Consider the following 22,919-nt stretch of genomic DNA (forward strand, 5'->3'; position numbering starts at 1 on the left):
TATATGCGTGACACGGTTCGGTTGGGACAACGAGTATCATGTCCGGCACGGTATACGCGATAGCGAGCGGCAAAGGAGGTGTCGGCAAGACGACGACGGCCATCAATCTCGGCGCGATGCTGGCCGACCGGGACCACTCGGTGGTCGTCGTGGACACCGACCTCGGGATGGCGAATCTCGCGGACTTCCTCGACTTCGAGATAGAGACGCCCACGCTCCACGAGGTGTTGGCGGGCGAGGCGGCCTTCGAGGACGCCATCTACCGAGCGCCCGGTGACATCGACGTGTTGCCGAGCGCGACGGACATCGAGGCGTTCGTCAAGTCCGACCCCGCCAACCTAGAGGCGGTCGTCGCCGACCTCCGCGAGAAGTACGACTACGTCCTGCTCGACACCGGAGCGGGCGTGAGCTACGACACGCTCGTCCCGCTGGCGCTCGCGGACGCCGTGCTGCTGGTCGCCACGCCCGACGTGGCCTCGGTCCGGGACACGGCCAAGACAGGCGAACTCGCCGAGCGCGTCGAGAGCGAGGTCCGAGGCGCGGTCCTGACCCAGCGCAGTAGCGACATCCTCAACGCCGACGATGTGGAGGAGACCCTCGGGACGGACGTTCTTGCCGTCGTCCCGCAGGACGAAGCGGTCCCGATGGGCATCGACGCCGGGCGTCCGCTCGCCGCGTTCGCACCCAACGCGCCCGCCGGGCAGGCCTACCGCGAACTGGCGGCGGTGCTGACGGGCGACGCCGACCCCGACCCCGAACTGGACCTCGCCGACGAAGGCGACGGCGAGGACGACCACGAATCGGCCGACGAGGACGGCACGTCCGAACCGACCGACGCGGACGACGAACTCGACGCAGACCCGTTCACCGGCGCGGAGTTAGCCGGAAACGTCCGCGACGCCATCGGCGAGGACGACGGGACGGAGAAACTCCTCGGCGGCGAACTGGCGAACGCGGCCGACGAGATTCGAGAGCAGACTGAGGCGGGGTCGGCGACGTCGCCGGACTCGGAGACCGAGCGCGGGAGGGAGACCCGCGCAGGCGAGAGCGGAGACGAGGACGCGAGCGCAGGCGAGGAGAACGACGGAGGCGGAACCGACAGCGCGAGCAAGGACGACCGCGCTGGCGAGGGCGGAAGCCGAGACGGAGACGCAAGCGGAGGCGAGGACGAGAGCGCGGCGTCGTTCGGCACGAACGAGGCCCGGAGCGTGGACGACCTCATCGACGAACACATCAGCGACGAGCGTCTCGCCGACTCGAACTCCCAGAGCGGAGACGCCGACCCGCTGGCACAGATGAGCGGCGACTCCTCGTCCGGCGGCGAGTCGGACACCGACTTCCTCGACGAGGACGACGACCCGCTCGCGGCCGAGGAGAGCGACGACGCCGAGGACGAGGACGACCCCTTCGCCGCCGAGGACGACCCGCTGGCCGCGGGGTCGTCGGCCGACCGGGCGGAGTCACCGACCGCGGCGGACGCGTCCGAACCGAAGTCGAACGAGTCGGCGTCGGCCACCGCGACGCCTGAGGAACTGGACGAGTCGGAATCCGGTCTCGGGGAGTCCGGCGGCCCGACGGCGGACGCGGTCCCGTTCGAGGAGAACGAACCTGCAGTCCCCGACGACCGCCGGGGCGAACGCGAGACGGGCGAACCCCCGCAGGGAGACGGCGAGTCCGACGAACGTGTCTCGAAGGGAGATAGTTCCGAGGACGACGAATCGAAAGAGAGCGACGGCGTTCTGGGCCGTCTCGGGTCGCTGTTCAAGTAGCACCGCCAACTTCTAAGGAGCTTCGCGGTCGCACGTATCACCATGGCAGACGATAGCTCGGTCTCGCTCTGGTGGGTCCTCCTGTTCGTGTTGCTGACGCTCGCAGTCGCCGCCGGGGCGGTCCTGTTCGTCGGCGGGAACCTCCTCGTCCCGCCGGAGTTCGTGGTGCCGGTCTGATTACATCGACCGGGGCGCGGCGACGCCCAGCACCTGCAGCGCGTTGCCGACCGCGTGCTTCGACGCCGCGACCAGTGCGAGGCGGGCGTCTCGCAGGTCGTCGTCCACGTCGTCGGCCAGCACCGGGCACTCGCGGTAGAACGTGTTGAACGTATCGGCGATTTCTCGGGTGTAGGTGGCGACTACGTGCGGTTCGAGGTCTTCCGCGGCCTCCTCGATGACCGCGGGGAAGCGCGCGACGACCGCCAGCAGTTCGCGCTCGGCCTCGGTCTCCAGCAGGGAGGCGTCGAAGCCCTCGGCGACCGGGGCGGTGCTAGCGGGGTCGATTCCGGCCTCTTCGAGAATCCCGCAACAGCGAGCGTGGACGTACTGGACGTAGGGCGCGCTCTGGGCCTCGAAGTCGAGCGCGCGGTCCCACTCGAAGGTGATGGCCTTCGTCGGTTGCTTGGAGACGATGTCGTACCGGACCGCGCCGATGCCGACCTGCTCGGCGATGCGCTCTACGTCCTCGTCGGTCAGGTCGTCGTCGCGGATGCGGTCGTCGAGTCGGGTCTCGACCTCCTCGCGGGCGCGGTCGATGGCCTCGTCGAGCAGGTCGTCGAGGTCGATTCCGGTGCCCGCGCGCGTGGACATCTTGCCCTCGGGGAGATTGACGTAGGAGTAGATGACCTGCCGGAGGTCGTCGGTGTCGTTGCCCAGCAGTTCGAGCGTCGCGTTCATCTGGCGGGCCTGTAGCTTGTGGTCCTCTCCGAGGACCGTCACGGCGCGGTCGTACTCGTCGAACTTCCACTCGTGGTGGGCGAGGTCCCGGGTCGCGTAGAGCGTGGTGCCGTCCGACCGGAGGAACACGAAGTTCTTCTCGATGCCGAACTCCTCCAAGTCGAGTTGCCACGCGTCTTCCTCGTAGACGGCCTCGTCGAGTTCCTTCAGGCGCGAGACCACGTCGTCGGCCGACCCGTCGCGGAGGAACCGGGTCTCCTTGACGAACTCGTCGAACTCGGCGGGCAGGCGGTCGAGCGTCTCGCGCATCCCGCCGAGGACGGTGTCCACGACCTCCTGCACGCGCTCGTAGGTCTCCTCGTCGCCGGACTCCAGCCCCTGCATGATGGCCTGAATCTCGTCTTCGGCCTCCTCGACTTCGTCGGGGTCGCCCTCCTCCAAGAACTCGTTACCTATCCGGTAGTAGCGCACGAGGTCGTAGTCGGCCTTGTCGCGCTCCGGGTCCGGCAGGTCGTCTTCCTCGAAGGTCTCGTAGGCCCACGTGAAGACGGCCATCTGGCGGCCCGCGTCGTTGACGTAGTAGTGGCGGTCCACGTCGTTGCCCGCGAACGCGAGGATGCGCGCCACGGCGTCGCCGACGATGGGGTTGCGCGCCCGCCCGACGTGGACCGGGCCGGTCGGGTTCGCGGAGGTGTGTTCGACCACGACCTCCTCGCCGGTCGGTTCGAGGCGGCCGAAGTCCTCGCGCTGGGCCGCCTCGGCGGTGCCCTCGTAGTAGGCGTCGCTCGGCGCGAAGTTGACGTACGGTCCCTGCGCGGCGGCGGCGGCGACGAGTTCTGACTCACTCGCGTCGATTGCGTCGGCGAGGTCGGCCGCGACCTTCGGCGGGGGTGCGCCGACTTCCCCGGCGAGTCGGAACGCCGCGCTGGAGGCCAGCACGGCGTCTACGCCCTCGGGCGGGTCCTCGACACCGAGGTCGTCGGTCGGGAGGTCGAGCGTGTCGAGTGCGGAGGTCAGAAGCGCCTCCACGTCGTCCCGGAACTGGAGATACATGTTACTCGTTGGTTTTCGACCGGCGGATAAATGGGTTTCTGAAGCGTGACAGTCGGTCCGCGCGGTCGGCCGGTCGGCACTCCGTTCCGTTCGTTACTCTCCGACGCCCTTCCGGGGCATCCCGGTCTCTCGGACGGCCCACCGAAGCGCATCGGCGAACCGGAGCGGCGAGTCGTAGCCGTCGGCGGAGTCGGCCGCGAGCGCCCGCGAGAGGACCGCGTCGAGTTCGTCGGGTCGGTCGGGGTCGGTCGCGGAGCCTCCGAGTAGGCCGGCGGCAAGCACCGCGAGACGGTCGCCGTCGGCGGTCTCCGGGTCGTCGTTCGGTTCCGTCGGCCGAACGGGTGACTCGGCGCGGCGCGCGGCAGCGAGTCGCCAACCGCTGACTCGAACCTCCCCGTCCGACAGCCAGAGGGTTCCGGGGCCGAGTGCGCCGTGCGTGACGCCGGCGCGGTGAGCGCGGTGAACCGTCTCGGCCGCATCGGCGAGCGCGTGGGCGAGGTCGGCAGTCGGCAGGTCCTCGGCGCGGTCGGCGAGGGATGCGTCTGCTGGGTCGGTGGCGACCCACGGCGACGGTTCGGTACCCCACGTACGGACGGCGAGGACGCCCCGAACGTCGAGGTCTGCCCACTTTTCGACGGCCGCCTCGAAGGCGTCGTCCGCTATCGCGTCGGGGGTGACTCGCGTCAGCGCGACGCGGTCGCCCGCCGGGTTCCGGGCCTCGAAGACCTCTGCGGAGTCGGACCCGGCGAGGCGGTCGCCGAGTTCGAAGTCCGCGATTTCGGTCGGGGTCGCCGAGTCGCCGCGGGCGTCGTAGTCGGGGTCGCGACGGCGATACGCTCGCGCGAGGACCGCCGCACCGACGAGACCGCCGACCGCGAGAGCGACGGGCGAGGTGGCGGTCCGGTAAGCGTCGTAGAGCGGCGTCGAATCGGGCGACGAGAGGGCGTAGATGGTGCCCGACCCGGTGACGAAGTAGACCCCGTCGTCGGTGACCTGCGGCAACCACCGCGAGCGGCCGGGATGGTCGAACCGCCACCGGAGACGGCCGCGTTTCGCGTCCAGTCCGTAGACGGCCTCCGCCTCACTGTCTACGACGACTGTCCCGTCGGTGACGCCGACGACGGACGCTCGGGCGTCCGCGTCCGTCGAGAAGCGCCATCGTCCGGTTCCGTCGGCGGTCGAGACAGCGTGGACGCCGCCGCGCGTACCGAAGTACGCGGTCCGGTCGTCGATTCGGGGCCAACCGACAACCGGGCCGCCCGCGTCGTATCGCCAGCGTTCGGTCCCGCCGGCGGTCGAAATCGCGCGGAGTCGCCGACCGTCGCCGAGGTACGCCGTGTCCTCCAGAACGACCCCGGGAAACCCCCTCTCGTCCGCGTCGGCGTCGAATCGCCACCGGAGCGCCCCGTCGTCGCAGTCGAACCCGTACAGTCGCCCGGTCTCGTAGCCCCACGCGAGCACGACGTCGTCGGTCACGCCGGCGACCGAAAACCGCGGCGTACCGTCGGCAGAGCGGTCGGCGTGCCAGCGGACGCTCCCGTCCGTGGCGGAGAGCGCGTACAGATGACCGTGCGTCGTCCCGGCATAGAGGGTGTCACCGTCGAGGTGGGGGTTGAACCAGAGCGAGTCGTCCGGTCGGAATCGCCATCGCTCGTGTCCGTCCGACGCCGCGACCGCCGCGATACCGTCTTCGTGAACGAAGACCGTCTCGGGAGTCACGAGCGAGACGTCCACGTATCTCTCGGCGACGCCGCTCTCGCCAGCGTACCGCCACCGGGTGTGACCGTCTTCGGCGTCGAGCGCCTGGATTCCCGCCCTGCCTTCGGCGTAGACCACGCCCGTTCCGGGGTGTATCTCGACCGGATGGTCCGCACCGTCCCTCGCTATCCGGCGACGCCACCGCTCGCGTCCGTCGGTCGAGAATCCGCGCACGCCGGTCTCGGTCGTGAGGTAGACCGCGTCGTCGGCCGCCGACCCGCGAAGTAACGGCTCCTCGGTCTCGGTATCGACGGACCACTCGACTTCGGGCGTCGGCGCGAACGGATGGTCGGGCACGGCGTCGGTCGCGTTCCCGAGAGAGACGTTGCCGAGACTCGCCCGACGGTCCGTGACGACCGACGGCGCGACGCCTCCCGGACCGGCGACCGTGAGAAACTCCCGTCTACTCGGCGACCAGTTCATGGTCTCGTTCGTTCAGTCGTCTCAGCGTTTCCACATGTATCTTTCTCCGGACGCTACCTGCGGACCGTCAGGTCTCACGCCTCGGCGCGGCGTACTCGACCGTCACGCGGGAACCAAGGCGCAACGCGAACGCGGAAGCGGAGAAAGAGCGTCGGCCGAGGTCGTCAGTCGGCGTCCGAACCGAAGACCTTCGGCATCGTGACCGTCGTGTGCTGGGACAGGCCGTAGGCGGCCGCGATGAGTGCGAAGACGCCCGCGGCGAGCAGCGGCGGCGGCGAGACGCCGTAGCCGCTGGCGAGGAACAGGCCGGTCGCCACGGTCCCGCAGAGGACGGCGTACGGAATCTGGGTGTTCACGTGGTCCACGTGGTCGGCCCCGGCGAACATCGACGACAGCACCGTCGTGTCGCTGATGGGCGAGCAGTGGTCGCCGAACAGCGACCCGGTGAGAATCGCGCCGATAGCGCCCGGGAGCGGTGCGCCGAGGTTGAACGCGAGGGGCACGGCCACGGGGAACATGATGCCCATCGTCCCCCACGAAGTGCCGATACTGAACGAGATGATGGCCGCGGCGAGGAAGACGACCGCGGGGAGGAGTTCGGCGGTGATGACGCCCTCCGCCACCGAGACGACGTAGGGACCGACGCCGAGCGCCTCGCTGACCGACCCGATGGTCCACGCCAGCGAGAGGACGGCGACCGGGAACATCACCATCTTGAACCCCTCGAAGATGGAGTCGCTGATGTCTTCGAGTTCGACGCGAGCGTGACCGACGAGGATGGCCAACAGGAGGGCGCAGGCCGAGAAGACGCCCCAGAGGATGGCGTCGGCCGTCGCGGCGTCCTTCAGCGCTTCGACCGGCGCGACGCCCGGCCATCCGCCGGAGGTGAGGAGTCCGAGACCCGTGACGGTCACGAGCGCGACGATGGGGGCCGCGAAGTACCACCAGCGCGAATCGACGTGGTCGGGCGTGACGATGTCCTCCTCGCGGGTCTCCAGCAGCGGGTCGGCGTCGTCGCGGAGGACCTTCCCCGTCTCCTTCGCGCGCTTCTCCGCGCGCTTCATCGGGCCGAAGTTCCACCCGGTGATGACGACGATGAACACGAGCGCCACCGCGAGCAGACTGTAGAATCTGAACGGGATGCTCTGGAGGAACACCACGAACGCGCTCCGTTCGATGCCGAGCGCCGAGAACTGCTCCTTGATGAGGCCGACCTCGAAGCCGACCCACGTCGAGACGACGGCGACGCTGACGACCGGCGAGGTGGTGGAGTCGAGCAGGTACGCGAGTTTCTCGCGGCTGATGTCGAACTTGTCGGTGATGGGCCGCATCACGGACCCGGTAATCATCGTACTCGCGTACGAGTCCACGAAGATGAGCATCCCGAGGATGCTCGTCCCGAGTTCCGCCTGTCGGCGGGTCCGAATCCCCGAGATGATGCGGTCTGCGAGGGCCTTCATGCCCCCGGAGAGGAATATCATCCCGAGCATCGCGCCCGAGAGGAACGTGAACAACAGGAGTTTGCTGTTGAACGATGCGGTGATGTTGTCGATGACCAACTGGAGGGAGTGGGCCGCCCCGACGACCGGATTCCACCCCATCAGGATGGTCGCACCTATCCAGATGCCCGCGAACAGCGAGAGCAACACCTGTCTGCTCACCAGCGTCAGCACGATGGCGAGGAGTGCCGGGAGCAGACTGATGATACCGTACGTTTCAGATGCCATTACGGTCGGGGACTTTTTAGAGCGGTGGGTTAAATCTTGTCCAATTATCCGGGCAGAAATAGTGTTATCTATCCACCATTTTCGTGTTTTCTGTAGTATAGTTCTAGTTCGAGGTGGGCCGCAAGACGTTCGAATCGGTCCCGAAGAGATGCGACCCGGCGGGACCACCGGAGGGAAGAACGTTTTAGCCTCGGCCCACATCCCTCTCACAATGAGCGAATCGGACACCGTCGAGGAGACCTCGACGAGCAATCGAGACTCCCAGAGTTCGGACGACGGTCCCAAACAGGTGGACTCCCCGGACTACCACAGCGAGAACCACACCGCCGCCCAGACCTGCGGATGGACCGCCAACGCCCTGCGCGGAGAGGGCAAGTGCTACAAGAACATCTTCTACGGTATCGAGTCCCACAGGTGCATCCAGATGACGCCCGTGGTCAAGTGCAACGAGCGGTGCGTCTTCTGCTGGCGGGACCACGCCGGTCACGCCTACGAACTCGGGGACGTCGAGTGGGACGACCCGGAGGCGGTCGTGGACGCCAGCATCGACCTCCAGAAGAAACTCCTCTCGGGATTCGGCGGCAACGACGAGGTGCCCCGCGAGCGATTCGAGGAGAGCATGGAACCCCGCCACGTCGCAATCAGCCTCGACGGCGAACCGACGCTCTACCCCTATCTGCCCGAACTCATCGAGGCGTTCCACGACCGCGACATCACCACGTTCCTCGTGAGCAACGGGACCCGGCCCGAGGTCATCCGGGAGTGCGACCCGACGCAACTCTACGTCAGCGTGGACGCCCCCGAGCGCCACACCTTCGACGAGGTGGTGAAGGCGATGGAGGACGACGCGTGGGAGAAGTTGGTCGAGACGATGGACGTGCTGGCCGAGAAAGACGAGACCCGGACCGTCCTCCGGACCACGCTGGTCGGCGGGGAGAACGTCCGCCACCCCGACTGGTACGCCGGGTTCTATCGACGCGCCGACCCCGACTTCGTGGAACTCAAGTCCTACATGCACGTCGGCGAGTCGCGTGACCGAGTGGCCAGAGAGTCGATGCTCGACCACGAGGACGTGATGGCGTTCGCCGAGCAGATTCAGGAGCACATGCCCGACCACGAGTACCTGAAGGAGGTGCCCGTCTCGCGGGTGGCCCTGCTGTCGAAGACCGACGACACGTGGGTGCCGAAGTTGAAGAAGGACAGCGATTTCTGGGCACGGGACGCCGTGAGCGGGGACTGATTAGGGTTCGGTAGTTTTCTTCTCGTCACGGTCCTTCGATTTCTTGATTAGGCGATACTGGTTCTGCGAGGTCGTAAAGTCGATTTCAGTTTGTTCGCCCTCTGCCTGATTAGCGACTTCATACAGTGCCTCCGCCATCTCCACCAACTCCGATATATTGTCACCGTCGTGTTTTTTGCTCCGGATATAGGTTTTTAGCGGCGAGCTATCGGATTCATCTCCCGAAAGGGCCTCGGAAACTGCTTTGGGGAGTTGCGGACGTGGTGCGTTCTCGTGACGCTCAATCTTCTCGGACTTTCGGGTATTTTTGTACAGTGCTCGGGCTACAGGGACACCTCGGAGGTAGTTGTACTCGTGGAGAACCTCCACACCGTGTTCGGTCAACCCGTAGAACTTCGAAGGAAGGTCCCGCTTGTTGTCGCTTGGTTCGTGGTGGTACACGTCTAGAATCCCTGCCTCGACGAGATTATCGAGTTGGTCGCCGATAGCCGCCTTGCTCTTCGGAATCATATAATCTAACTCGTCGAGCGACGGGAGATGTTCCGGGTGGCCGAGGACGTACTGAACGATGAGGTGGCGCGTCTCTTGCGAGAGGAGGTCGAAGATACGCCGTTGCTCCTCGAACGGCCCGGACTGATTAGCCGACGAGCTATCGCTCATGCAACACACTTCGAAGGGATAGTGAATAATACTTTGGGTCAACCAATTTGGTTTTCCGTAAGATAGCCAAACTAGTTGGAAAAGTATAAACAGATGCGGTACGGGACTTAATCCGATGGCGGACCCTTCGGTACCACCGAACACAGACGAAATCGAGGCCGCCGTAGACCAAGCCCTCCACGGCCTCGAACTAGAACCGCACGAGACTGCGGATATTCTCGGGTTCGCAAACGAGGAACTCCCGCACTTGCAGACGCCGGAAACGTCCTATTTCGTCCTCGGAAGCTACAAGAAACCGTACATCCGTCGTCTCCGGAGAGTCGAGAACGAACTCAACAAGCGACTGAGTGCGTACGCCTTCGTGATGGGTGACCTCCGAGAAATCGGACTCGACCGACTCCCCGAGTTCCGAATACGATTCCACTTGTTGGCGGCGTACGCGGACTACGTCGTCGGTGTGTATGAACAGGACGCCGGAGGTGAAGTGACGGAGTTAGGAAAGATTAGCGAGACACCCTACTTCGGCAAGTCGTACGTCCTTCCGCGAGACTACCGCTGGATGACCGGTGAGAACTTCGACGGGAAAGCAGATGTCGTCGCCGCCGCGATGGACATCTACTACAACGACGACCTCACAGACGACGAGAAGGAGGAGAAACTGGGGTCCTTGGCCGCGGAAGCGCAGGAGCACGGAATCGACGTTACGAAGGAAAATCTCACTACCGCGGTCACCGAACGCGGAGACGACAACACCGTGTCGTACAGTTGGGTTCACCTCAACGAGTTTCGACTTTTCGAACTACACAATAGGTGTCAACCGTGGGTAGAGGAATCTGAACTACGCGATTCGGTGGACATCGTTCCTACCCCCGGTCGCCATCCTGAATGGGAAGAGTAGCTTCCCTCTCCGCTACGAATCAGAGTCGCTCCAGTTCCTCCTCGGTCTCCTCGCTCTCGACGTTCCCCGTGTTCTTCGTCTCGGTCGGTTCGAAGAGCAGTACCTCGGCTTCCCCGTCGTCCGCGACCGGCCGGTGTTCGACGCCCGCCGGAACGACCAGCATCTCGCCCTCGTCGAGGGTCACGTCCTCGTCGTCTCGAAGTTCGATGCGCAGTCGCCCGTCCCGGACCAGAAAGAGTTCGTCGGCGTCGTCGTGGCGGTGCCAGACGAACTCGCCCTCCAACTTGGCGAGTTTGACCGCCTGTCCGTTGAGTTCGGCCGCGAGGCGGGGCGACCACGTCTCGTCGAACGAGTCGAAGCCAGCGTCGAGGTTCACCTTCTCCATGCTCGTGCAGTGGAGTCCCAATCGAGAAAGGCCTGTGGTCGCCGTCGAGCGTGGGCGCGCTGAACTCAGTGGTTGCGGTCCTAGTTTCCGGTTACGATGGACGCGACCTTCTCGCGGTCGAACAACTGCTCACCCTCGGGAATCTCGGGATAGTGGTCGCCGTCTTCGTAGGTGGGCCACTCGCCGAACAGGTCGGGGTAGAGCTGTTTGGCGGTCATCTCTATCTGGAACAGGTTCATGATGGGACCCTGATACCGCATCCCGGAGGCGTACACGCGGTCGTTCTTCACCGCCGTGAGTTGGCTCCCGACCGGGTGGTCCTCCAGCGAGGCGCGCGTGTCGGCCATGCTGTAGTTCGGCGTCGCGCCCCAGAGGTGGAGAATCACGTCGGGGTCGGCCTCCAGCATGGTCTCGTAATCGACGGTCCCCCAGAGGTCGCTCCAGTCCTGTTCCGCGAACGCGTCGTTCGCGCCAAGCGGTCGGGTGTCGGCCAGCCAGTAGCCCGGCTTGTTGAGGTGGTACGTGTAGAACGACTCGCCGTCGCCCGCGAGCGTGGCGCGCACGGCCGTCGGTCGCTCGTCCTCCGGCGGGAGTCGCTCCTGAACGGAGGAGACGAGAGTATCGTGGACCGCGGCCAGCGCCTCGTAGCGCTCGCGCTCTCTGAACACCTCGGCGACCTTCCCGAAGAGTTGCCAGAGGTCGTAGTACTCGTAGTTCTGGTAGCCGTCCGGCGGCGAAGCCCGCGTTCCGCTGTAGAAGTTGCCGAACCACGGGGCGACCTGCGAGTCGATGTCCTCGGTGTCCGACTCGTCCCAGTTGTCCTGCGTCGAGACCCACGCGGGGTCGGCGAGGTGAACGTCGCTGTCGAGTTCGAAGAGGAGTTCCTTCGTGAGTCCACCGTTCAGCGGGTCCGAGAGTTCCTTCCAGTCGAACGAGACGCCGTCGAGGTGGTGGTAGTAGTGGTTCATCGTGGTCCCGGACATCTTCGGGACGTACACCGAGTTCACCGCGTCGCCGCGACCCAGCGCGACGGCCATGTCGGCGTACTGCGGGAACACCGTGAAGACGTTCTCGGGAACGGTATCGAACTCGACCGTCCCCACCGGCGACATCGATACCGAGTACGACTCCGCGGCCGTCGTCGTCTCGGATTCCGACTCCGTCTGTCGCTGGGTTTCCGTCTCGGATTGCGTCTCTGTCTCGTCCGGGGACGACCCACCCTCGCCGGTACAACCGGCGAGCAACCCGCCGAGCGCGACGCTCGTTCCGGCCGCGATGAAGCGCCGCCGCGCCGAACTAACCTGCGAACAACCGACCTGCGAATCACGAGCCATGGTTTTTGGCTCACCTAAACCGTAATAGTGATTTCGGATTTTAGGCGGGCCTAAAGGACGGCTATGTAGTCGGATGAGGACTTCGAACCGGCGTTCGTCGGCCGCGGGCGCTCGCCGTTCCAATTGTGGGAACCGTACCGCATCCGTTATCCTTAAATTGCGAGCGGCCGGAGTGACGACCATGTCAGCGACACGGCCGCGCGCAGTCGGGTACGACGAACTCGCGGCGCTCAAACTTCTCGCACTCGACGGCGGACTGGACGGGGACGTCAAGGTCTCGTGTTCCGGTCTCGCGGACCGCCTCGACGCCTCCAACCAGACCGCCTCTCGGCGACTCCAGCAACTCGACGACGCCGGACTCGTGGAGCGCGAGATGGTCAGCGACGGCCAGTGGATTTCGATTACCGAGGACGGCAAGTGGGCGCTCAAGCGCGAGTACGAGGACTACCGGCGCATCTTCGAGACGCCCGCGGGCATCGACCTGACGGGCACCGTCACCAGCGGGATGGGCGAGGGACGCCACTACATCTCCCTGCCGGGGTACATGGAGCAGTTCGAGGACCGACTGGGTTACGAACCGTTCCTCGGCACGCTCAACGTCGAACTCACCGACGAGAGCATCCGCGCTCGGTCGGCGATGGAGGCGCTGGAACCCGTCCACATCGATGGATGGGAGGACGACGACCGCACCTACGGTCCGGCGGTCTGCTACCCCGCCGTGGTCGAGACCCAAGATGGCGAGGTGTACGAGCAGGCTCACACCATCGCTCCCGAGCGTACCCACCACGACGAGGACCAGTTAGAGGTCATCGCGCCCGAGAAACTCCGCGAGGAACTGGGACTCGAAGACGGCGACCACGTCACCGTCCACGTCGAGGAGACAGCATGAAACAGGCCGTCGTCGGCGTCGAGGCCGCGATAGAAGCCTTCCGCGAGGGGTCGCCGGTTCTCGTCCACGACGCCGCCGACCGCGAGGGCGAGACCGACCTCGTCTACCCGGCGGGCGCGGTCACCCCGGAGGCCGTCGCGCGGATGCGAAACGACGCCGGGGGACTCATCTGCGTCGCACTCTCGAACGAAGTGGCCGAGGCGTTCGGTCTCCCGTTCTTGGAGGAGGCGCTGGACCACCCCGCGAGCACGGACCACGACCTCGGCTACGACGAGCGGTCGTCGTTCTCGCTCCCGGTGAACCACCGCGACACCTTCACGGGCATCACCGACGAGGACCGCGCGAAGACGATTACCGAACTCGCGGCGGCCGCGAGCGACCCCGACGCCACGGCGTTCGCCGACGAGTTCCGCGCGCCGGGCCACGTCCACCTCCTTCGGGCCGCCCCGAACCTGCTGGCCGACCGCGAGGGCCACACCGAACTCGGCATCGCGCTGGCCGAGGCCGCGGGTCTAGCGCCGGCGGTCGTGGTCTGCGAGATGCTGGACGAGGAGACCGGCGGGGCGCTCGCGCCCGCGGACGCGAAGGCCTACGCCGAGCGCCACGGACTCGCGTACGTGGAAGGCTCCGACATCATCGACCGACTCGGGTAGCTTCCTCGGGTCACCGACTCTGGTAGATTCGACTCTTACTCTCGGTACTTGGGCGCGGACTCCGGACGGAGCGCTCGCTGGCGGCGAATCGAGTTGTTGCGCAGCAGCGCCCAGACGAGCAGCACGTCGACGACGAGCACGAGCGTAGCGATGCTGACCGCCAACCGAGCGGGGTAGACGCTCGAAGCGCGGACCGCCGCCCCGGTGGTCGCGACGACCAGCACGAGGGCGGTTATCCACTCCGACGGTCGGACGTGCGAGGGGAGACCGAACACGCGCGGCGGCTTTCGAGGCCACCTATTTATCGGCGTCGAACGCCGGTCACGGACTATCGACTCAGCGGCCACTTCGGTCGGCGACCTGTCCGGACTCGGCCGCGCTCCGCTCGCGGTCGGGGAGCGCGAACCCGACGCCGCCGAACGCGAGCGCCAGACCGACGTGAAGCCAGAGGTCCGCGAAGTCGGCGTTCAACAGTTGCGCGGCCACTTCGGGTGCGACGAGTTGGAAGATGACCAGCAGACCGTAGACGATACCCGCGGTCTTGTTGAACTCGTCGGCGTACACGCCGTTCGCGTACAGACCAGCCACGATGGCCAGCGCCCCCGTCAGCAGGTGGAAGACGTTGTGGAACGGGTTGACGCCGAAGACGAGCAGTTGCCCGCCCGAGGCGAATCCGACGATACCCATGACGAGTAGTACGCCCCCGAGGACCACCGTCACGGAAATCTGGGTCCCGCCGGGGATTCGGTCGTCGTCGGCCAAATCTGAGTTCGCCATGCGCCCGATTCGCTTCGCGGCCTGAAGTGGCTTTTCGCCACGTCTCGGGTCGCTGGCGCTTCCGTTTCCGCCGACTCAGCTCGGTATACGAGCGCGCGAAAAGGAAGTGCGAGGTACGAAGAGTGGTCGGCGGTCAGGAGTCGCCTTCGGTCCCGGCGACCATCCCGGCGACGTTGCCGACGTTCATCGCCACCGCCAGCACCGCCGCGATGACGAACACGATGAACGACGAGATGGCGTTCATCTTCGGTGCAGTCCCGTACTTTATCATCGAGTACATCGACGTGGTCAGCACGTCCATCGTCCCCTTCACGAAGTAGACGCGGATGAAGTCCTCGAACGACCGAATCCACGCGAACAGGAACCCCGCACCGATGGCGGGCGCGACGATAGGGAGCGTGATATCGCGGAACACCGTCATCGGGTCGGCCCCGAGGTCCCGCGCCGCCTCCTCCAGCGACTCGTCGAACGTGTAGAGCCGCGACGTGACCATCAGCAGGACGAACGGGAACCCGTAGACGCTGTGGGTCAGCACCACGGTCAGGAACCCGGGAGTCATCCCGAGCAGCGTCCGGAAGTAGATGAGCAGCGCGATGCCCATCACCACGCCCGGAATCACCATCGGCAGGATACCGAACGTCCGGTAGAGTTCCTTGAACGGGAAGTCGTACCGGGCCAGCGCGAAACTCGCCAGCACGCCGAGCACCGTGGCGATACACGCCGAGATGGTGGCTATCTGGATGCTGTTCCAGAGCGCGAACATCAGCGTCTCGTCCGCGAACGTCGCGGCGTAGTGGGCCAGCGTGAACCCTTCGAACGGGAAGAACGTGCTGGCGTTGACCGCGAACGAGAGGAACATCATCACGAGCAGCGGAATCCAGAGGAACACCAGCAGCGCGCCCGCGACCAACCAGAGGCTACGGTTCAGCAGCCACTCCTTGCGCTCGTGGTCCAGCAGGCGCGACGGCGACGTGGACTCTCTGGCGTCCTCGGTCGAGGTGCCGGTTTCGGTCGCCATCTCAGGCACCTCCGAGGTCCTCGATGCTGACGTACCGGAACGAGAGCACGAACGCGACCACGATGCTCAGGACGATGAACATCGACGCCGCGCTCCCGAATCCGATGGCGTACAGCGAGTTGATTCGACTCTCGATGAGTTGGCCGACCATCAGCACCTTCCCCTGACCGAGGAATCGCGGCGTGATGAACGCGCCCAGCGCGGGCACGAACACGAACAGACTCCCGCTTATCATACCGGGCAGGACGAGCGGGAGGATGACGTCCTTCAGCGCCTCGGACCGACTCGCACCGAGGTCCCGCGCGGCCTCGACCAACGAGAAGTCCAGCCCTTCGAGGCTGGCGTACAGCGACAGCAGCATGTACGGGAAGTACGCGTGGGTCAGGCCGACGACGATGGCCGGGATACCGTAGTTGAGCAGGCCAACCGGTTCGCTCGCCAGTCCGATACGCATCAGCGCGCTGTTGAGGACGCCGTTCTGCCCGAACATGAGGTACCACGAGTACGCCCGCACGAGGTACATCGTGAAGAACGGCAGTAACACGAGGAAGATGACGACCTTGAACGTCGTGCCGCCGCGCCGCGCGAGCAGGTACGCCAGCGGGAACGCCAGCACCAGACAGAGGACCGTCGTCACCGCCGCGATGGCGTACGACAGGAACAGCGACTTGAAGAACGAACTGTTCCAGAACGCGCCGTCGCCGGTCCCCAGTTGGGCGTAGTTGTCCAGCGTCGGTTGCCACACTATCTGGTAGGCGTCGTTGACGTTCAGGAAGCTAACCGTCACCATGAACGTGAGCGGTGCGAGCAGTAGCAGCGCCAGCCAGATTAGCCCCGGACCCGCGGTTATCGACAGTCGCGTTCCCGGTGACGAGAACGCACTGACGAACCGCTCACGGCGCGTCTCCGACCGACGAGGTGAGTCTACAGACATAAGAGCCAGAGCCGATTACGCGGTCTTGATTTCCTCCCACGCCTTAATCCAAGCATCCTCGTTCTCGACGGCCTTGAACGGAATCATCTCTTGGAGGCGCGAGGGGTCGACCGCACCGTACATCTCGTTCTCCTCGTCGCTGAGGTGGTTCTGGGTGTTGGGGTTGACGCTGGGCGAGTAGCCGACCTTCGCGAGTTTCGCGCCGAGTTCGGGAGCGATGAACTCGTTGACGACCTTCCACGCCGTCTCCTTGTTCTGGGACTCCTTCGAGACGACGGCCGACTCGAACCACGCCAGCGACCCCTCCTTCGGGGCGGCCATCTCGGGCCAGTCGTTGCCGTTGTCCCACATCTCGACGATTTCGTTCCGGCCGGACTGGCCGATGACGAAGTTACCCTGCTTGAGCGACTTGATGTAGGTCGGGTCGGCCGCGACGTAGCCCTGCAGCAGGGGCTTCTGGTCTATCATCGTCTGCTTGACCTCGGAAATCTGGTCCTCCGAGAGCGTAATCTTGTCACCCTCGAACGCGTCGCGGTGACCCAGATAGAGCGCCGCGGCGCTCATCGCCTTGAAGTGGTTGTCGTACATGACGATGTTGCCCTCGTACTCGTCGGAGAACAGTTTCGCGTAGGTGGGTTCGTGGTCGTCCACTTTCCGAGAGTCGTAGGAGTAGCCGTACCAACCGAACCGAATCGGGACGCCGTACATGTTCCCGCCGTCCGTGAACTGGTTGTCGGCGAATCCCTTGAACACGTCGTAGGTGTCGCTGTAGTTCGAGACCACGTCCTCGGGCACCGAGTCCACGAGACCGGCGTCCATCATCTTCGGGACGTAGTTGTTGTTGGGAACCGCGATGTCGTACTGCGAGTTCTGACCCGAGTTCCACGACGAGAACATCTTCGACGAGGAGGTCGATTTCGTGAACTTGACCTCGACGTCGAGACGGCTCTCGATGTCCTTCTTGAGGTCGGCGTACTCCTCCCACGTCAGGATGTTGATGGTGGTCGTTCCGCCGCTCCCGCCGCCGAAGCCACCGACACACCCCGCAGTCAGGCCGAGGGCACCGGCGGCACCCGTCGCCTTGAGGAACGTCCGGCGGTCGTTACCGCGTCCGTTCGCCGTCTCCGATTCGTCGCCACTATCGTCCCAGCTCTTGGGCATGTCATGACACCTCAAAGAGCCGCGCCTTAGTTCTTACTCCACGTAATCATATAGATTACTGACAGTACGGCGGGTTTTTGAACCAAATAGCAAAATTCCACCGACCAGTTGTAGAGTATTTACGATGACTGCCGAGTGTTCCGAAACAGTTTATGCACAGTAGTGTGCTACGATGCCGTATGACAACAGGTGTCGATGAGCTGATAGCCCTCGACGGCGTCCGCAAGGAGTTCGGCGACGTGACTGCCGTCGAAGAGGTCAATCTGTCGGTGAACGAGGGTGAGTTCTTCTCGCTGGTCGGACCGTCCGGTTGCGGCAAGACCACCACGCTCCGGATGATAAGCGGGTTCGAGACGCCGACCAGAGGGTCGGTCCACATCGACGGCCGGGACATGGCGGGCGTGCCGCCGGACGCCCGGGACACCAACCTCGTCTTCCAGCACCATTCGCTGTTCCCGCACATGTCCGTCGGCGATAACGTCGCCTACGGTCTGGAGAAGTCCGGCGTCGAGCAGTCCGAACGCGAGCGGTACGTCACGGAGTACCTCGAACTCGTGGACCTCGACGGCTACGAGGACCGGAATCCCGACGACCTCTCGGGCGGTCAGCAACAGCGCGTCGCGCTGGCGCGGGCGCTCGTCAACGAACCCAGCGTCCTGCTGTTCGACGAACCGCTGTCGAGCCTCGACCGGAAACTCCGCAAGCAGATGCAGGTCGAGTTGCGCGAGATTCACGAGAAGACGCAGGGGGCGTTCTTCTACGTCACCCACGACCAAGAGGTCGCCATGACCCTCTCGGACCGCCTCGCCGTGATGAACGAGGGACGCATCGAACAGGTCGGCACGCCCGAAGAGATATACCGGGAACCCGCCAGCGAGTTCGTGGCGGACTTCATCGGAGATACCAACCTGCTCGACGGCCGCGCGACGAAAGAGAACGGTCGAACCACGGTCGAAGTCGGCGGCGAAGACGGCTTCTCGTTCACTCCCACTCAGAGCGTGGGCGACGGCGACGTGACCGTCTCCATCCGACCGGAGGACTTCCGACTCGCGGAGAACGGCGACGCGACCTTCGAGGCCGAAATCGTCGAACGGTACTTCCAAGGCGACCAGACCAACTACGTCGTGGACGCGGGTGCGGACGGTCTCTCGGACGTGCAGGTCGTCATGCAGGGTCGCGACAGTCCCGTTTCGCGGGGCGAGCGCGCGGGGTTCGCCGTCGCCGCGGATGCCCCGGTCGTCTTCGAGAAGTAGCGAGCGTCGCGTTCGCGGTCAGTACATCTCCGTTTTCGAGTACGAGTCACCGTCTCGACCCGAGTAATCGTCCGTGACGAACCGTGAACACTCTTAAAGGAGGCCTCCGAACGTCTGCACGTATGAGCTTCGACGAGATGGACGTGGACACGATTTGGATGGACGGCGAGTTCGTCGATTGGGACGAGGCACAAATCCACGTCCTCACGCACGGCCTGCACTACGGCAGCGGCGTGTTCGAGGGCGTCCGTTGTTACGACACCGAGAACGGACCGGCCATCTTCCGGTGGGACGAACACCTCGACCGACTCTACGAGTCGTGCAAGCCCTACGACCTCGAAATCGACCACGACCCCGAGGAACTGACGGCGGCGACCAAGGAACTCATCCGCCGACAGGACCTTGCGTCGTGCTACGTCCGACCCATCGCGTTCTACGGGTACGGCAGTCTCGGCGTCAGCCCCGGCGACAACCCGACGCAGACCGCCATCGCGGCGTGGCCGTGGGGCGCGTACCTCGGCGACGAAGCGCTCGAAAACGGTGTCGAAGTGATGGTGTCGTCGTGGCGCAAGCACGCCTCCAGCCAGATTCCGACCAACGCCAAGACCACGGGTCTCTACGTCAACAGCATGCTCGCGGGCGAGGAGGCCCGCCGGAACGGCTACGCCGAGGCAATCGTCCTCAACAAGGAGGGCAACGTCGCCGAGGGTCCGGGCGAGAACCTCTTCCTCGTCCGCGACGACGAGATATACACGCCCGGTCTCGCCGAGAGCATCCTCGACGGCATCACCCGCGATTCGGTCATCACGCTGGCCGAGGACATGGGCTACGAGGTCCACGACGGCGCGACCATCTCGCGGGGCGAACTCAACACCGCCGACGAACTGTTCTTCACCGGGTCGGCCGCCGAAGTCACGCCCATCCGGCAGGTGGACAACGTCGAAATCGGAGACGGCGGTCGCGGTCCCGTCACCGAAGAGATTCAGTCGCGGTTCTTCGACGTGGTGAACCGCCGCACCGACGACTACGAAGAGTGGTTCGACTACGTCGAAACGTAACGAAGCGACGCGATTCGTCGTAGAGTCAGTTCACTGGGGCGGCGGCGACTGCGTCTCTTTCTCGTCCTCGACGTCGATGGGAATCCCGGCCTCGCTGGTCTCGCCGAATCCGGCGCTGAGGATGCGGGTCAACGCGTCTTCGACGCTCTCGTCGGTCTCTTGGAAGTCGCTGGGTTCGACTTCGACGACGAACCCGGTGGTGATGTTCGGTGCGGTCGGGAGGAAGAGGAGTTCGCGGCCGTCGTCGGTCGTCTTGCCCGTCTTGAACGCGGTCATCCGCATCCCCGACCACACCTCCACTTTGACCGGGGCCTGCAGGTCGGTCGAGTCCGAGAGCGCGGTCTCGGCCGCCATCTTCGAGGCGTTGTAGACGACGCGGAGACCGGGGACCCGATTCATCACGCCGTCGATGGCACCTTCGACGAGCGACCCGACCGCGGTCCGCATCATGTATCCGACGCTGAGGACCAGCATCGAGAAGACGACGAGGACCGTCAGCACGCGCAGCGGGGGTTCGATGTCTTGGAGGATGGGAATCCCGGCGATGGCCAGATACAGGTACGCGATGATGTACGCCGACACCAAGAGGGGCAGGATGACGATGAGTCCACTTGCGACGTCGCGTTTCCACGAGGACATTTATCGGGAGTATCCGACCGCAGGTCCATAAACTAGATGCTATCCGTCCGACGAAGACAACGGAATCGTGTCGGTTCGGGTCGCTATCGAAGCGTCCGACGCCGAGGGGCGGACACTCGGGTCCGTCCTACCGCCCGACGATAGCCCGGAGTGCGAACAGCAGATTCTCCTTGCGCTCCATCACGCGCCGGTAGAAGTACGACAGCCACTTGTCGCCGTAGGGGACGTACTGCCAGACCTCGTACTCCTCGGCGAGGTCGTACTGGGCGTCCTCGCGCACGCCCATCAGCATCTGAATCTCGAAGTCGGTGCCGTACTCCTCGTAGAGGTCCTCGGCGTAGGCTATCATCTCGGGGTCGTGGCTCCCGACCGCGATGCCGCCGTCGAAGTTGCGGAACATGTATTCGAGTTGGCGCTCGTACGCCGCGTTGACCGCCGACTTCTCCCTGTACGCGACGTCGGCGGGCGGGTCGTAGGCCCCTTTCACGAGTCGGACCTTGCCGGGGAGGTCCGCGAGGCGTTCGAGGTCCTCGTCGGTCCGCTTGAGGTTCGCCTGCACGCAGACGCCGACGCCGCCCTCGTGCTTCCGGGCGAGTTTCTCGTAGATGTCGAGGGTCGCGTCGGTCGTGTCGTGGTCCTCCATGTCTATCCAGACGAACACGCCGCGCTCGGCGGCGTAGTCGGCGATGCGTTCGACGTTCTCGTGGAACACCTCGGTCCCCACGTCGAGACCCACCTGCGAGGGCTTGACCGAGATGCAGGCCTCGACGTCCGCGCTCTCGATGTCCTCGACCATACGGAGGTACGCCTCGGCGTCCTCGTCGGCGGGTCGCCGCTCGTCGTAGTGTTCGCCGAGCAGGTTCAGGATGGCCTTCACGTTCCGGTCGTTCAACTGCCGCGCATGGTCGAGCGCCTCGGCAGGCGACTCCCCGGCGACGAACCGACTGGCGATAGGGGGTATCATGGTCGGGAGTTTGTACCCCCTCATCTTATAAAGTAGGCATCCGCGATACGGTTCGAGAACAAGCAGGACGTCGTCCCTGCCAAAAATGAGCGCTCCGCTCGTCCGAATCGGGTCGACGGTCAGTTCTCGGCGTCGGTCGCGTTACCGTCCGTCTCGTTGCCGTCAGTCTGGTTACCGCCACCGCCCTGCTGGCCACCGCCACCATCTTGCACCGCCGAGAACTGGATGGTGAGGAGACCGAGTTCGTTCCCGCCTTCGTCGAGGGCCGCGTTCTCGTCCGCACCGACGAACGCCTCGTCTTGGACGCCCGCGTCGATACCGAACTCGCCGAAGTCCTCGGGTCCGAACACGCCGAAGACGGGACTGGTCTGGTACGTCTGGCCCTGTTCGACGGCGACGTCGTTCGGGATGAACAGCAGGCCCCAGTTCTGGACGGCGAAGTTCCACTCGACGACTCTGGTGTTCATGTTCCGGAAGATGGCCGGATTCTGGAACAGCAGTCCCTGATTCTCCTCGTTCAGGAAATTGTCCTGGTTCTCGTCGTACACCGGCGCCCAGGGGAGCGGCTTCGACCGGACCGTGAACTGTGCAGACGGGTAGTACTGGTCCTGGGGCATCAGTCCCCGTTTCTGGTTCCCACCGCCGTCCTGTTGGGCGGCGACGGTGCCTGTGCCGGACATTCCTAGCGCGAGTCCGCCCGACGCGAGTGCGCCCGACTTCATGAACGTTCTGCGCGACGATTCGCCCGTGAGTTCCTCGATGAGAGTGTCGTCTTCGGTCATTGTGTATCTCGTTGGTTCAGTGTTTATCGGACTGTACAAGCCGTCAGAACTCGTCCTCGGCCCGGACTGGCTCGAACGTGACGTTGATGAGGTTCGAGCGAGGCGTCTCGCCGCCGCCGTCACCGCCCCCGTCCTCGTTGATGTCCTCCCAATCGCCGCCCAGCCGGTAGAGGACGCCCTGCGAGACCTCGGCGTCCGCGTACGGGAAGAAGAACGCGAAGGTGTTCTTCGCGTTCGTGTACTGGATGAGGCGGTTGTTGAACTCGGTCAGGAACTGTCCTTCTCCGACTCCACCGGGGGTCGGGATGTTCTGCAGTTGGGTCGAGACGACGTGGAACTCTCCCTCCGGGAAGAATTGGTTCTGGAACATGTACGCCTCTCCACCTTCGATTCCCTGCAACGCTTCCTCGTTCGCCGTGATGTCGCTGTTCTCGTTGCCCATCATTGTTCTAGAGAGTAGGACTGTCCCGCGTCAGGACATCCGTACTACCCCATCCACCCGGTTAATATCGTCGGCCAATTACCGATTTAAGCCGGTCCTAGCCGGGTGTAACGCCGTTTTACTTAAGATAGGGTAGCGGCAGTCACCGCCGCGCTCTGTCGGGGGATATCCTCCGGACACCGCGTTACCAACCGAGTTCCGCGCT

Annotated in this window: 23 protein-coding genes; 8 read left to right on the top strand and 15 right to left on the bottom strand. The window is 64.7% G+C overall.

Annotation, left to right across the window (positions count from 1 at the left end; translation table 11 throughout):
- The first annotated feature begins 38 nt into the window (after positions 1 to 38).
- Positions 39 to 1,769 (top strand): cell division ATPase MinD, encoded by a 1,731-nt coding sequence (gene minD, locus FXF75_RS17645; RefSeq protein ID WP_163523158.1) that lies wholly within the window; start codon positions 39 to 41, stop codon positions 1,767 to 1,769.
- A gap of 42 nt (positions 1,770 to 1,811) precedes the next feature.
- Positions 1,812 to 1,946 (top strand): hypothetical protein, encoded by a 135-nt coding sequence (locus tag FXF75_RS23195; protein WP_275897440.1) that lies wholly within the window; start codon positions 1,812 to 1,814, stop codon positions 1,944 to 1,946.
- Here the strand turns inward: FXF75_RS23195 and argS are convergent, their stop codons facing one another.
- From argS to FXF75_RS17660, 3 genes are all read right to left on the bottom strand, one after another.
- Entirely contained in the window at positions 1,947 to 3,719 is a 1,773-nt protein-coding gene (gene argS / locus FXF75_RS17650) for an arginine--tRNA ligase (RefSeq protein ID WP_163523159.1), read from the bottom strand.
- A 93-nt stretch (positions 3,720 to 3,812) separates the two neighbouring features.
- A complete protein-coding gene (locus FXF75_RS17655; protein WP_163523160.1) occupies positions 3,813 to 5,900 on the bottom strand; it encodes a PQQ-binding-like beta-propeller repeat protein in 2,088 nt (695 codons plus the stop codon).
- Between the two features lie 164 nt (positions 5,901 to 6,064).
- Positions 6,065 to 7,627, bottom strand: coding sequence for a Na+/H+ antiporter NhaC family protein (locus FXF75_RS17660; protein WP_163523161.1), 1,563 nt, complete (start codon positions 7,625 to 7,627; stop codon positions 6,065 to 6,067).
- Positions 7,628 to 7,838: 211 nt separating this feature from the next.
- On the opposite strand from FXF75_RS17660, the gene twy1 reads away from it, so the two are divergent.
- Positions 7,839 to 8,867 carry a 4-demethylwyosine synthase TYW1 gene (gene twy1, locus FXF75_RS17665; RefSeq protein ID WP_163523162.1) on the top strand — a complete coding sequence of 343 codons (1,029 nt, stop codon included), beginning with the start codon at positions 7,839 to 7,841 and terminating at the stop codon, positions 8,865 to 8,867.
- Here the strand turns inward: twy1 and FXF75_RS17670 are convergent, their stop codons facing one another.
- The gene (locus tag FXF75_RS17670; RefSeq protein WP_240334758.1) at positions 8,868 to 9,527 is read right to left on the bottom strand and encodes a hypothetical protein; all 660 of its coding nucleotides are present in this window, start codon (positions 9,525 to 9,527) and stop codon (positions 8,868 to 8,870) included. It lies immediately after the preceding gene.
- Positions 9,528 to 9,642: 115 nt separating this feature from the next.
- On the opposite strand from FXF75_RS17670, the gene FXF75_RS17675 reads away from it, so the two are divergent.
- Positions 9,643 to 10,425, top strand: coding sequence for a hypothetical protein (locus tag FXF75_RS17675; RefSeq protein WP_163523163.1), 783 nt, complete (start codon positions 9,643 to 9,645; stop codon positions 10,423 to 10,425).
- Positions 10,426 to 10,444: 19 nt separating this feature from the next.
- Here FXF75_RS17675 and FXF75_RS17680 read toward each other — a convergent pair whose 3' ends face one another.
- Both FXF75_RS17680 and FXF75_RS17685 read right to left on the bottom strand, forming a co-directional pair.
- Positions 10,445 to 10,810 (bottom strand): cupin domain-containing protein, encoded by a 366-nt coding sequence (locus tag FXF75_RS17680; protein WP_163523164.1) that lies wholly within the window; start codon positions 10,808 to 10,810, stop codon positions 10,445 to 10,447.
- Positions 10,811 to 10,890: 80 nt separating this feature from the next.
- On the bottom strand, positions 10,891 to 12,144 hold the full coding sequence (locus FXF75_RS17685) for an ABC transporter substrate-binding protein (RefSeq protein ID WP_163523165.1): 1,254 nt from the start codon (positions 12,142 to 12,144) through the stop codon (positions 10,891 to 10,893).
- 181 nt (positions 12,145 to 12,325) lie between these two features.
- Between FXF75_RS17685 and FXF75_RS17690 the strand changes: the two genes are divergently transcribed.
- Both FXF75_RS17690 and ribB read left to right on the top strand, forming a co-directional pair.
- Positions 12,326 to 13,033, top strand: coding sequence for a DUF120 domain-containing protein (locus tag FXF75_RS17690; protein WP_163523166.1), 708 nt, complete (start codon positions 12,326 to 12,328; stop codon positions 13,031 to 13,033).
- On the top strand, positions 13,030 to 13,686 hold the full coding sequence (gene ribB, locus FXF75_RS17695) for a 3,4-dihydroxy-2-butanone-4-phosphate synthase (protein WP_163523167.1): 657 nt from the start codon (positions 13,030 to 13,032) through the stop codon (positions 13,684 to 13,686). Before FXF75_RS17690 ends, ribB begins: the two co-directional genes overlap by 4 nt.
- A gap of 35 nt (positions 13,687 to 13,721) precedes the next feature.
- Here the strand turns inward: ribB and FXF75_RS17700 are convergent, their stop codons facing one another.
- The 5 genes from FXF75_RS17700 to FXF75_RS17720 all read right to left on the bottom strand — a co-directional run bounded on the left by FXF75_RS17700 (position 13,722) and on the right by FXF75_RS17720 (position 17,576).
- Complete coding sequence (locus FXF75_RS17700) at positions 13,722 to 13,961, bottom strand: hypothetical protein (RefSeq protein ID WP_163523168.1); 240 nt, start codon at positions 13,959 to 13,961, stop codon at positions 13,722 to 13,724.
- 61 nt (positions 13,962 to 14,022) lie between these two features.
- Positions 14,023 to 14,463 (bottom strand): DUF4383 domain-containing protein, encoded by a 441-nt coding sequence (locus FXF75_RS17705; RefSeq protein WP_163523169.1) that lies wholly within the window; start codon positions 14,461 to 14,463, stop codon positions 14,023 to 14,025.
- Positions 14,464 to 14,596: 133 nt separating this feature from the next.
- Complete coding sequence (locus FXF75_RS17710; protein ID WP_163523170.1) at positions 14,597 to 15,481, bottom strand: ABC transporter permease; 885 nt, start codon at positions 15,479 to 15,481, stop codon at positions 14,597 to 14,599.
- A gap of 1 nt (position 15,482) precedes the next feature.
- Positions 15,483 to 16,415: an ABC transporter permease gene (locus FXF75_RS17715; RefSeq protein WP_163523171.1), complete on the bottom strand. Its 933-nt coding sequence runs from the start codon at positions 16,413 to 16,415 to the stop codon at positions 15,483 to 15,485.
- A 15-nt stretch (positions 16,416 to 16,430) separates the two neighbouring features.
- Complete coding sequence (locus tag FXF75_RS17720) at positions 16,431 to 17,576, bottom strand: PotD/PotF family extracellular solute-binding protein (protein ID WP_163523172.1); 1,146 nt, start codon at positions 17,574 to 17,576, stop codon at positions 16,431 to 16,433.
- 179 nt (positions 17,577 to 17,755) lie between these two features.
- On the opposite strand from FXF75_RS17720, the gene FXF75_RS17725 reads away from it, so the two are divergent.
- Together FXF75_RS17725 and FXF75_RS17730 are read left to right on the top strand one after the other, a co-directional pair.
- On the top strand, positions 17,756 to 18,829 hold the full coding sequence (locus FXF75_RS17725; protein WP_163523173.1) for an ABC transporter ATP-binding protein: 1,074 nt from the start codon (positions 17,756 to 17,758) through the stop codon (positions 18,827 to 18,829).
- A 122-nt stretch (positions 18,830 to 18,951) separates the two neighbouring features.
- Entirely contained in the window at positions 18,952 to 19,887 is a 936-nt protein-coding gene (locus tag FXF75_RS17730; protein ID WP_163523174.1) for a branched-chain amino acid transaminase, read from the top strand.
- A 30-nt stretch (positions 19,888 to 19,917) separates the two neighbouring features.
- On the opposite strand, the gene FXF75_RS17735 is transcribed toward FXF75_RS17730, so the two are convergent.
- The 4 genes from FXF75_RS17735 to FXF75_RS17750 form a co-directional block, all read right to left on the bottom strand.
- Positions 19,918 to 20,526, bottom strand: a complete 609-nt coding sequence (locus FXF75_RS17735) for a DUF502 domain-containing protein (protein WP_163523175.1) — start codon at positions 20,524 to 20,526, stop codon at positions 19,918 to 19,920.
- A gap of 127 nt (positions 20,527 to 20,653) precedes the next feature.
- Positions 20,654 to 21,490, bottom strand: coding sequence for a proline dehydrogenase family protein (locus FXF75_RS17740; protein WP_163523261.1), 837 nt, complete (start codon positions 21,488 to 21,490; stop codon positions 20,654 to 20,656).
- A 119-nt stretch (positions 21,491 to 21,609) separates the two neighbouring features.
- Positions 21,610 to 22,272, bottom strand: a complete 663-nt coding sequence (locus FXF75_RS17745; RefSeq protein ID WP_163523176.1) for a twin-arginine translocation signal domain-containing protein — start codon at positions 22,270 to 22,272, stop codon at positions 21,610 to 21,612.
- A 43-nt stretch (positions 22,273 to 22,315) separates the two neighbouring features.
- Entirely contained in the window at positions 22,316 to 22,717 is a 402-nt protein-coding gene (locus tag FXF75_RS17750; RefSeq protein ID WP_163523177.1) for a hypothetical protein, read from the bottom strand.
- Positions 22,718 to 22,919 lie beyond the last annotated feature (202 nt).

It is taken from the genome of Halorussus sp. MSC15.2 (assembly GCF_010747475.1).
GTDB lineage: Archaea > Halobacteriota > Halobacteria > Halobacteriales > Haladaptataceae > Halorussus.

Excerpts from the sequence above, each read along its gene's own strand:
- minD (WP_163523158.1), top strand. The coding sequence starts at position 39 with ATGTCCGGCACGGTATACGCGATAGCGAGCGGCAAAGGAGGTGTCGGC.
- FXF75_RS23195 (WP_275897440.1), top strand. The coding sequence starts at position 1,812 with ATGGCAGACGATAGCTCGGTCTCGCTCTGGTGGGTCCTCCTGTTCGTG.
- argS (WP_163523159.1), bottom strand. The coding sequence starts at position 3,719 with ATGTATCTCCAGTTCCGGGACGACGTGGAGGCGCTTCTGACCTCCGCA.
- FXF75_RS17655 (WP_163523160.1), bottom strand. The coding sequence starts at position 5,900 with ATGAACTGGTCGCCGAGTAGACGGGAGTTTCTCACGGTCGCCGGTCCG.
- FXF75_RS17660 (WP_163523161.1), bottom strand. The coding sequence starts at position 7,627 with ATGGCATCTGAAACGTACGGTATCATCAGTCTGCTCCCGGCACTCCTC.
- twy1 (WP_163523162.1), top strand. The coding sequence starts at position 7,839 with ATGAGCGAATCGGACACCGTCGAGGAGACCTCGACGAGCAATCGAGAC.
- FXF75_RS17670 (WP_240334758.1), bottom strand. The coding sequence starts at position 9,527 with ATGAGCGATAGCTCGTCGGCTAATCAGTCCGGGCCGTTCGAGGAGCAA.
- FXF75_RS17675 (WP_163523163.1), top strand. The coding sequence starts at position 9,643 with ATGGCGGACCCTTCGGTACCACCGAACACAGACGAAATCGAGGCCGCC.
- FXF75_RS17680 (WP_163523164.1), bottom strand. The coding sequence starts at position 10,810 with ATGGAGAAGGTGAACCTCGACGCTGGCTTCGACTCGTTCGACGAGACG.
- FXF75_RS17685 (WP_163523165.1), bottom strand. The coding sequence starts at position 12,144 with ATGGCTCGTGATTCGCAGGTCGGTTGTTCGCAGGTTAGTTCGGCGCGG.
- FXF75_RS17690 (WP_163523166.1), top strand. The coding sequence starts at position 12,326 with ATGTCAGCGACACGGCCGCGCGCAGTCGGGTACGACGAACTCGCGGCG.
- ribB (WP_163523167.1), top strand. The coding sequence starts at position 13,030 with ATGAAACAGGCCGTCGTCGGCGTCGAGGCCGCGATAGAAGCCTTCCGC.
- FXF75_RS17705 (WP_163523169.1), bottom strand. The coding sequence starts at position 14,463 with ATGGCGAACTCAGATTTGGCCGACGACGACCGAATCCCCGGCGGGACC.
- FXF75_RS17710 (WP_163523170.1), bottom strand. The coding sequence starts at position 15,481 with ATGGCGACCGAAACCGGCACCTCGACCGAGGACGCCAGAGAGTCCACG.
- FXF75_RS17715 (WP_163523171.1), bottom strand. The coding sequence starts at position 16,415 with ATGTCTGTAGACTCACCTCGTCGGTCGGAGACGCGCCGTGAGCGGTTC.
- FXF75_RS17720 (WP_163523172.1), bottom strand. The coding sequence starts at position 17,576 with ATGCCCAAGAGCTGGGACGATAGTGGCGACGAATCGGAGACGGCGAAC.
- FXF75_RS17725 (WP_163523173.1), top strand. The coding sequence starts at position 17,756 with ATGACAACAGGTGTCGATGAGCTGATAGCCCTCGACGGCGTCCGCAAG.
- FXF75_RS17730 (WP_163523174.1), top strand. The coding sequence starts at position 18,952 with ATGAGCTTCGACGAGATGGACGTGGACACGATTTGGATGGACGGCGAG.
- FXF75_RS17735 (WP_163523175.1), bottom strand. The coding sequence starts at position 20,526 with ATGTCCTCGTGGAAACGCGACGTCGCAAGTGGACTCATCGTCATCCTG.
- FXF75_RS17740 (WP_163523261.1), bottom strand. The coding sequence starts at position 21,490 with ATGATACCCCCTATCGCCAGTCGGTTCGTCGCCGGGGAGTCGCCTGCC.
- FXF75_RS17745 (WP_163523176.1), bottom strand. The coding sequence starts at position 22,272 with ATGACCGAAGACGACACTCTCATCGAGGAACTCACGGGCGAATCGTCG.
- FXF75_RS17750 (WP_163523177.1), bottom strand. The coding sequence starts at position 22,717 with ATGATGGGCAACGAGAACAGCGACATCACGGCGAACGAGGAAGCGTTG.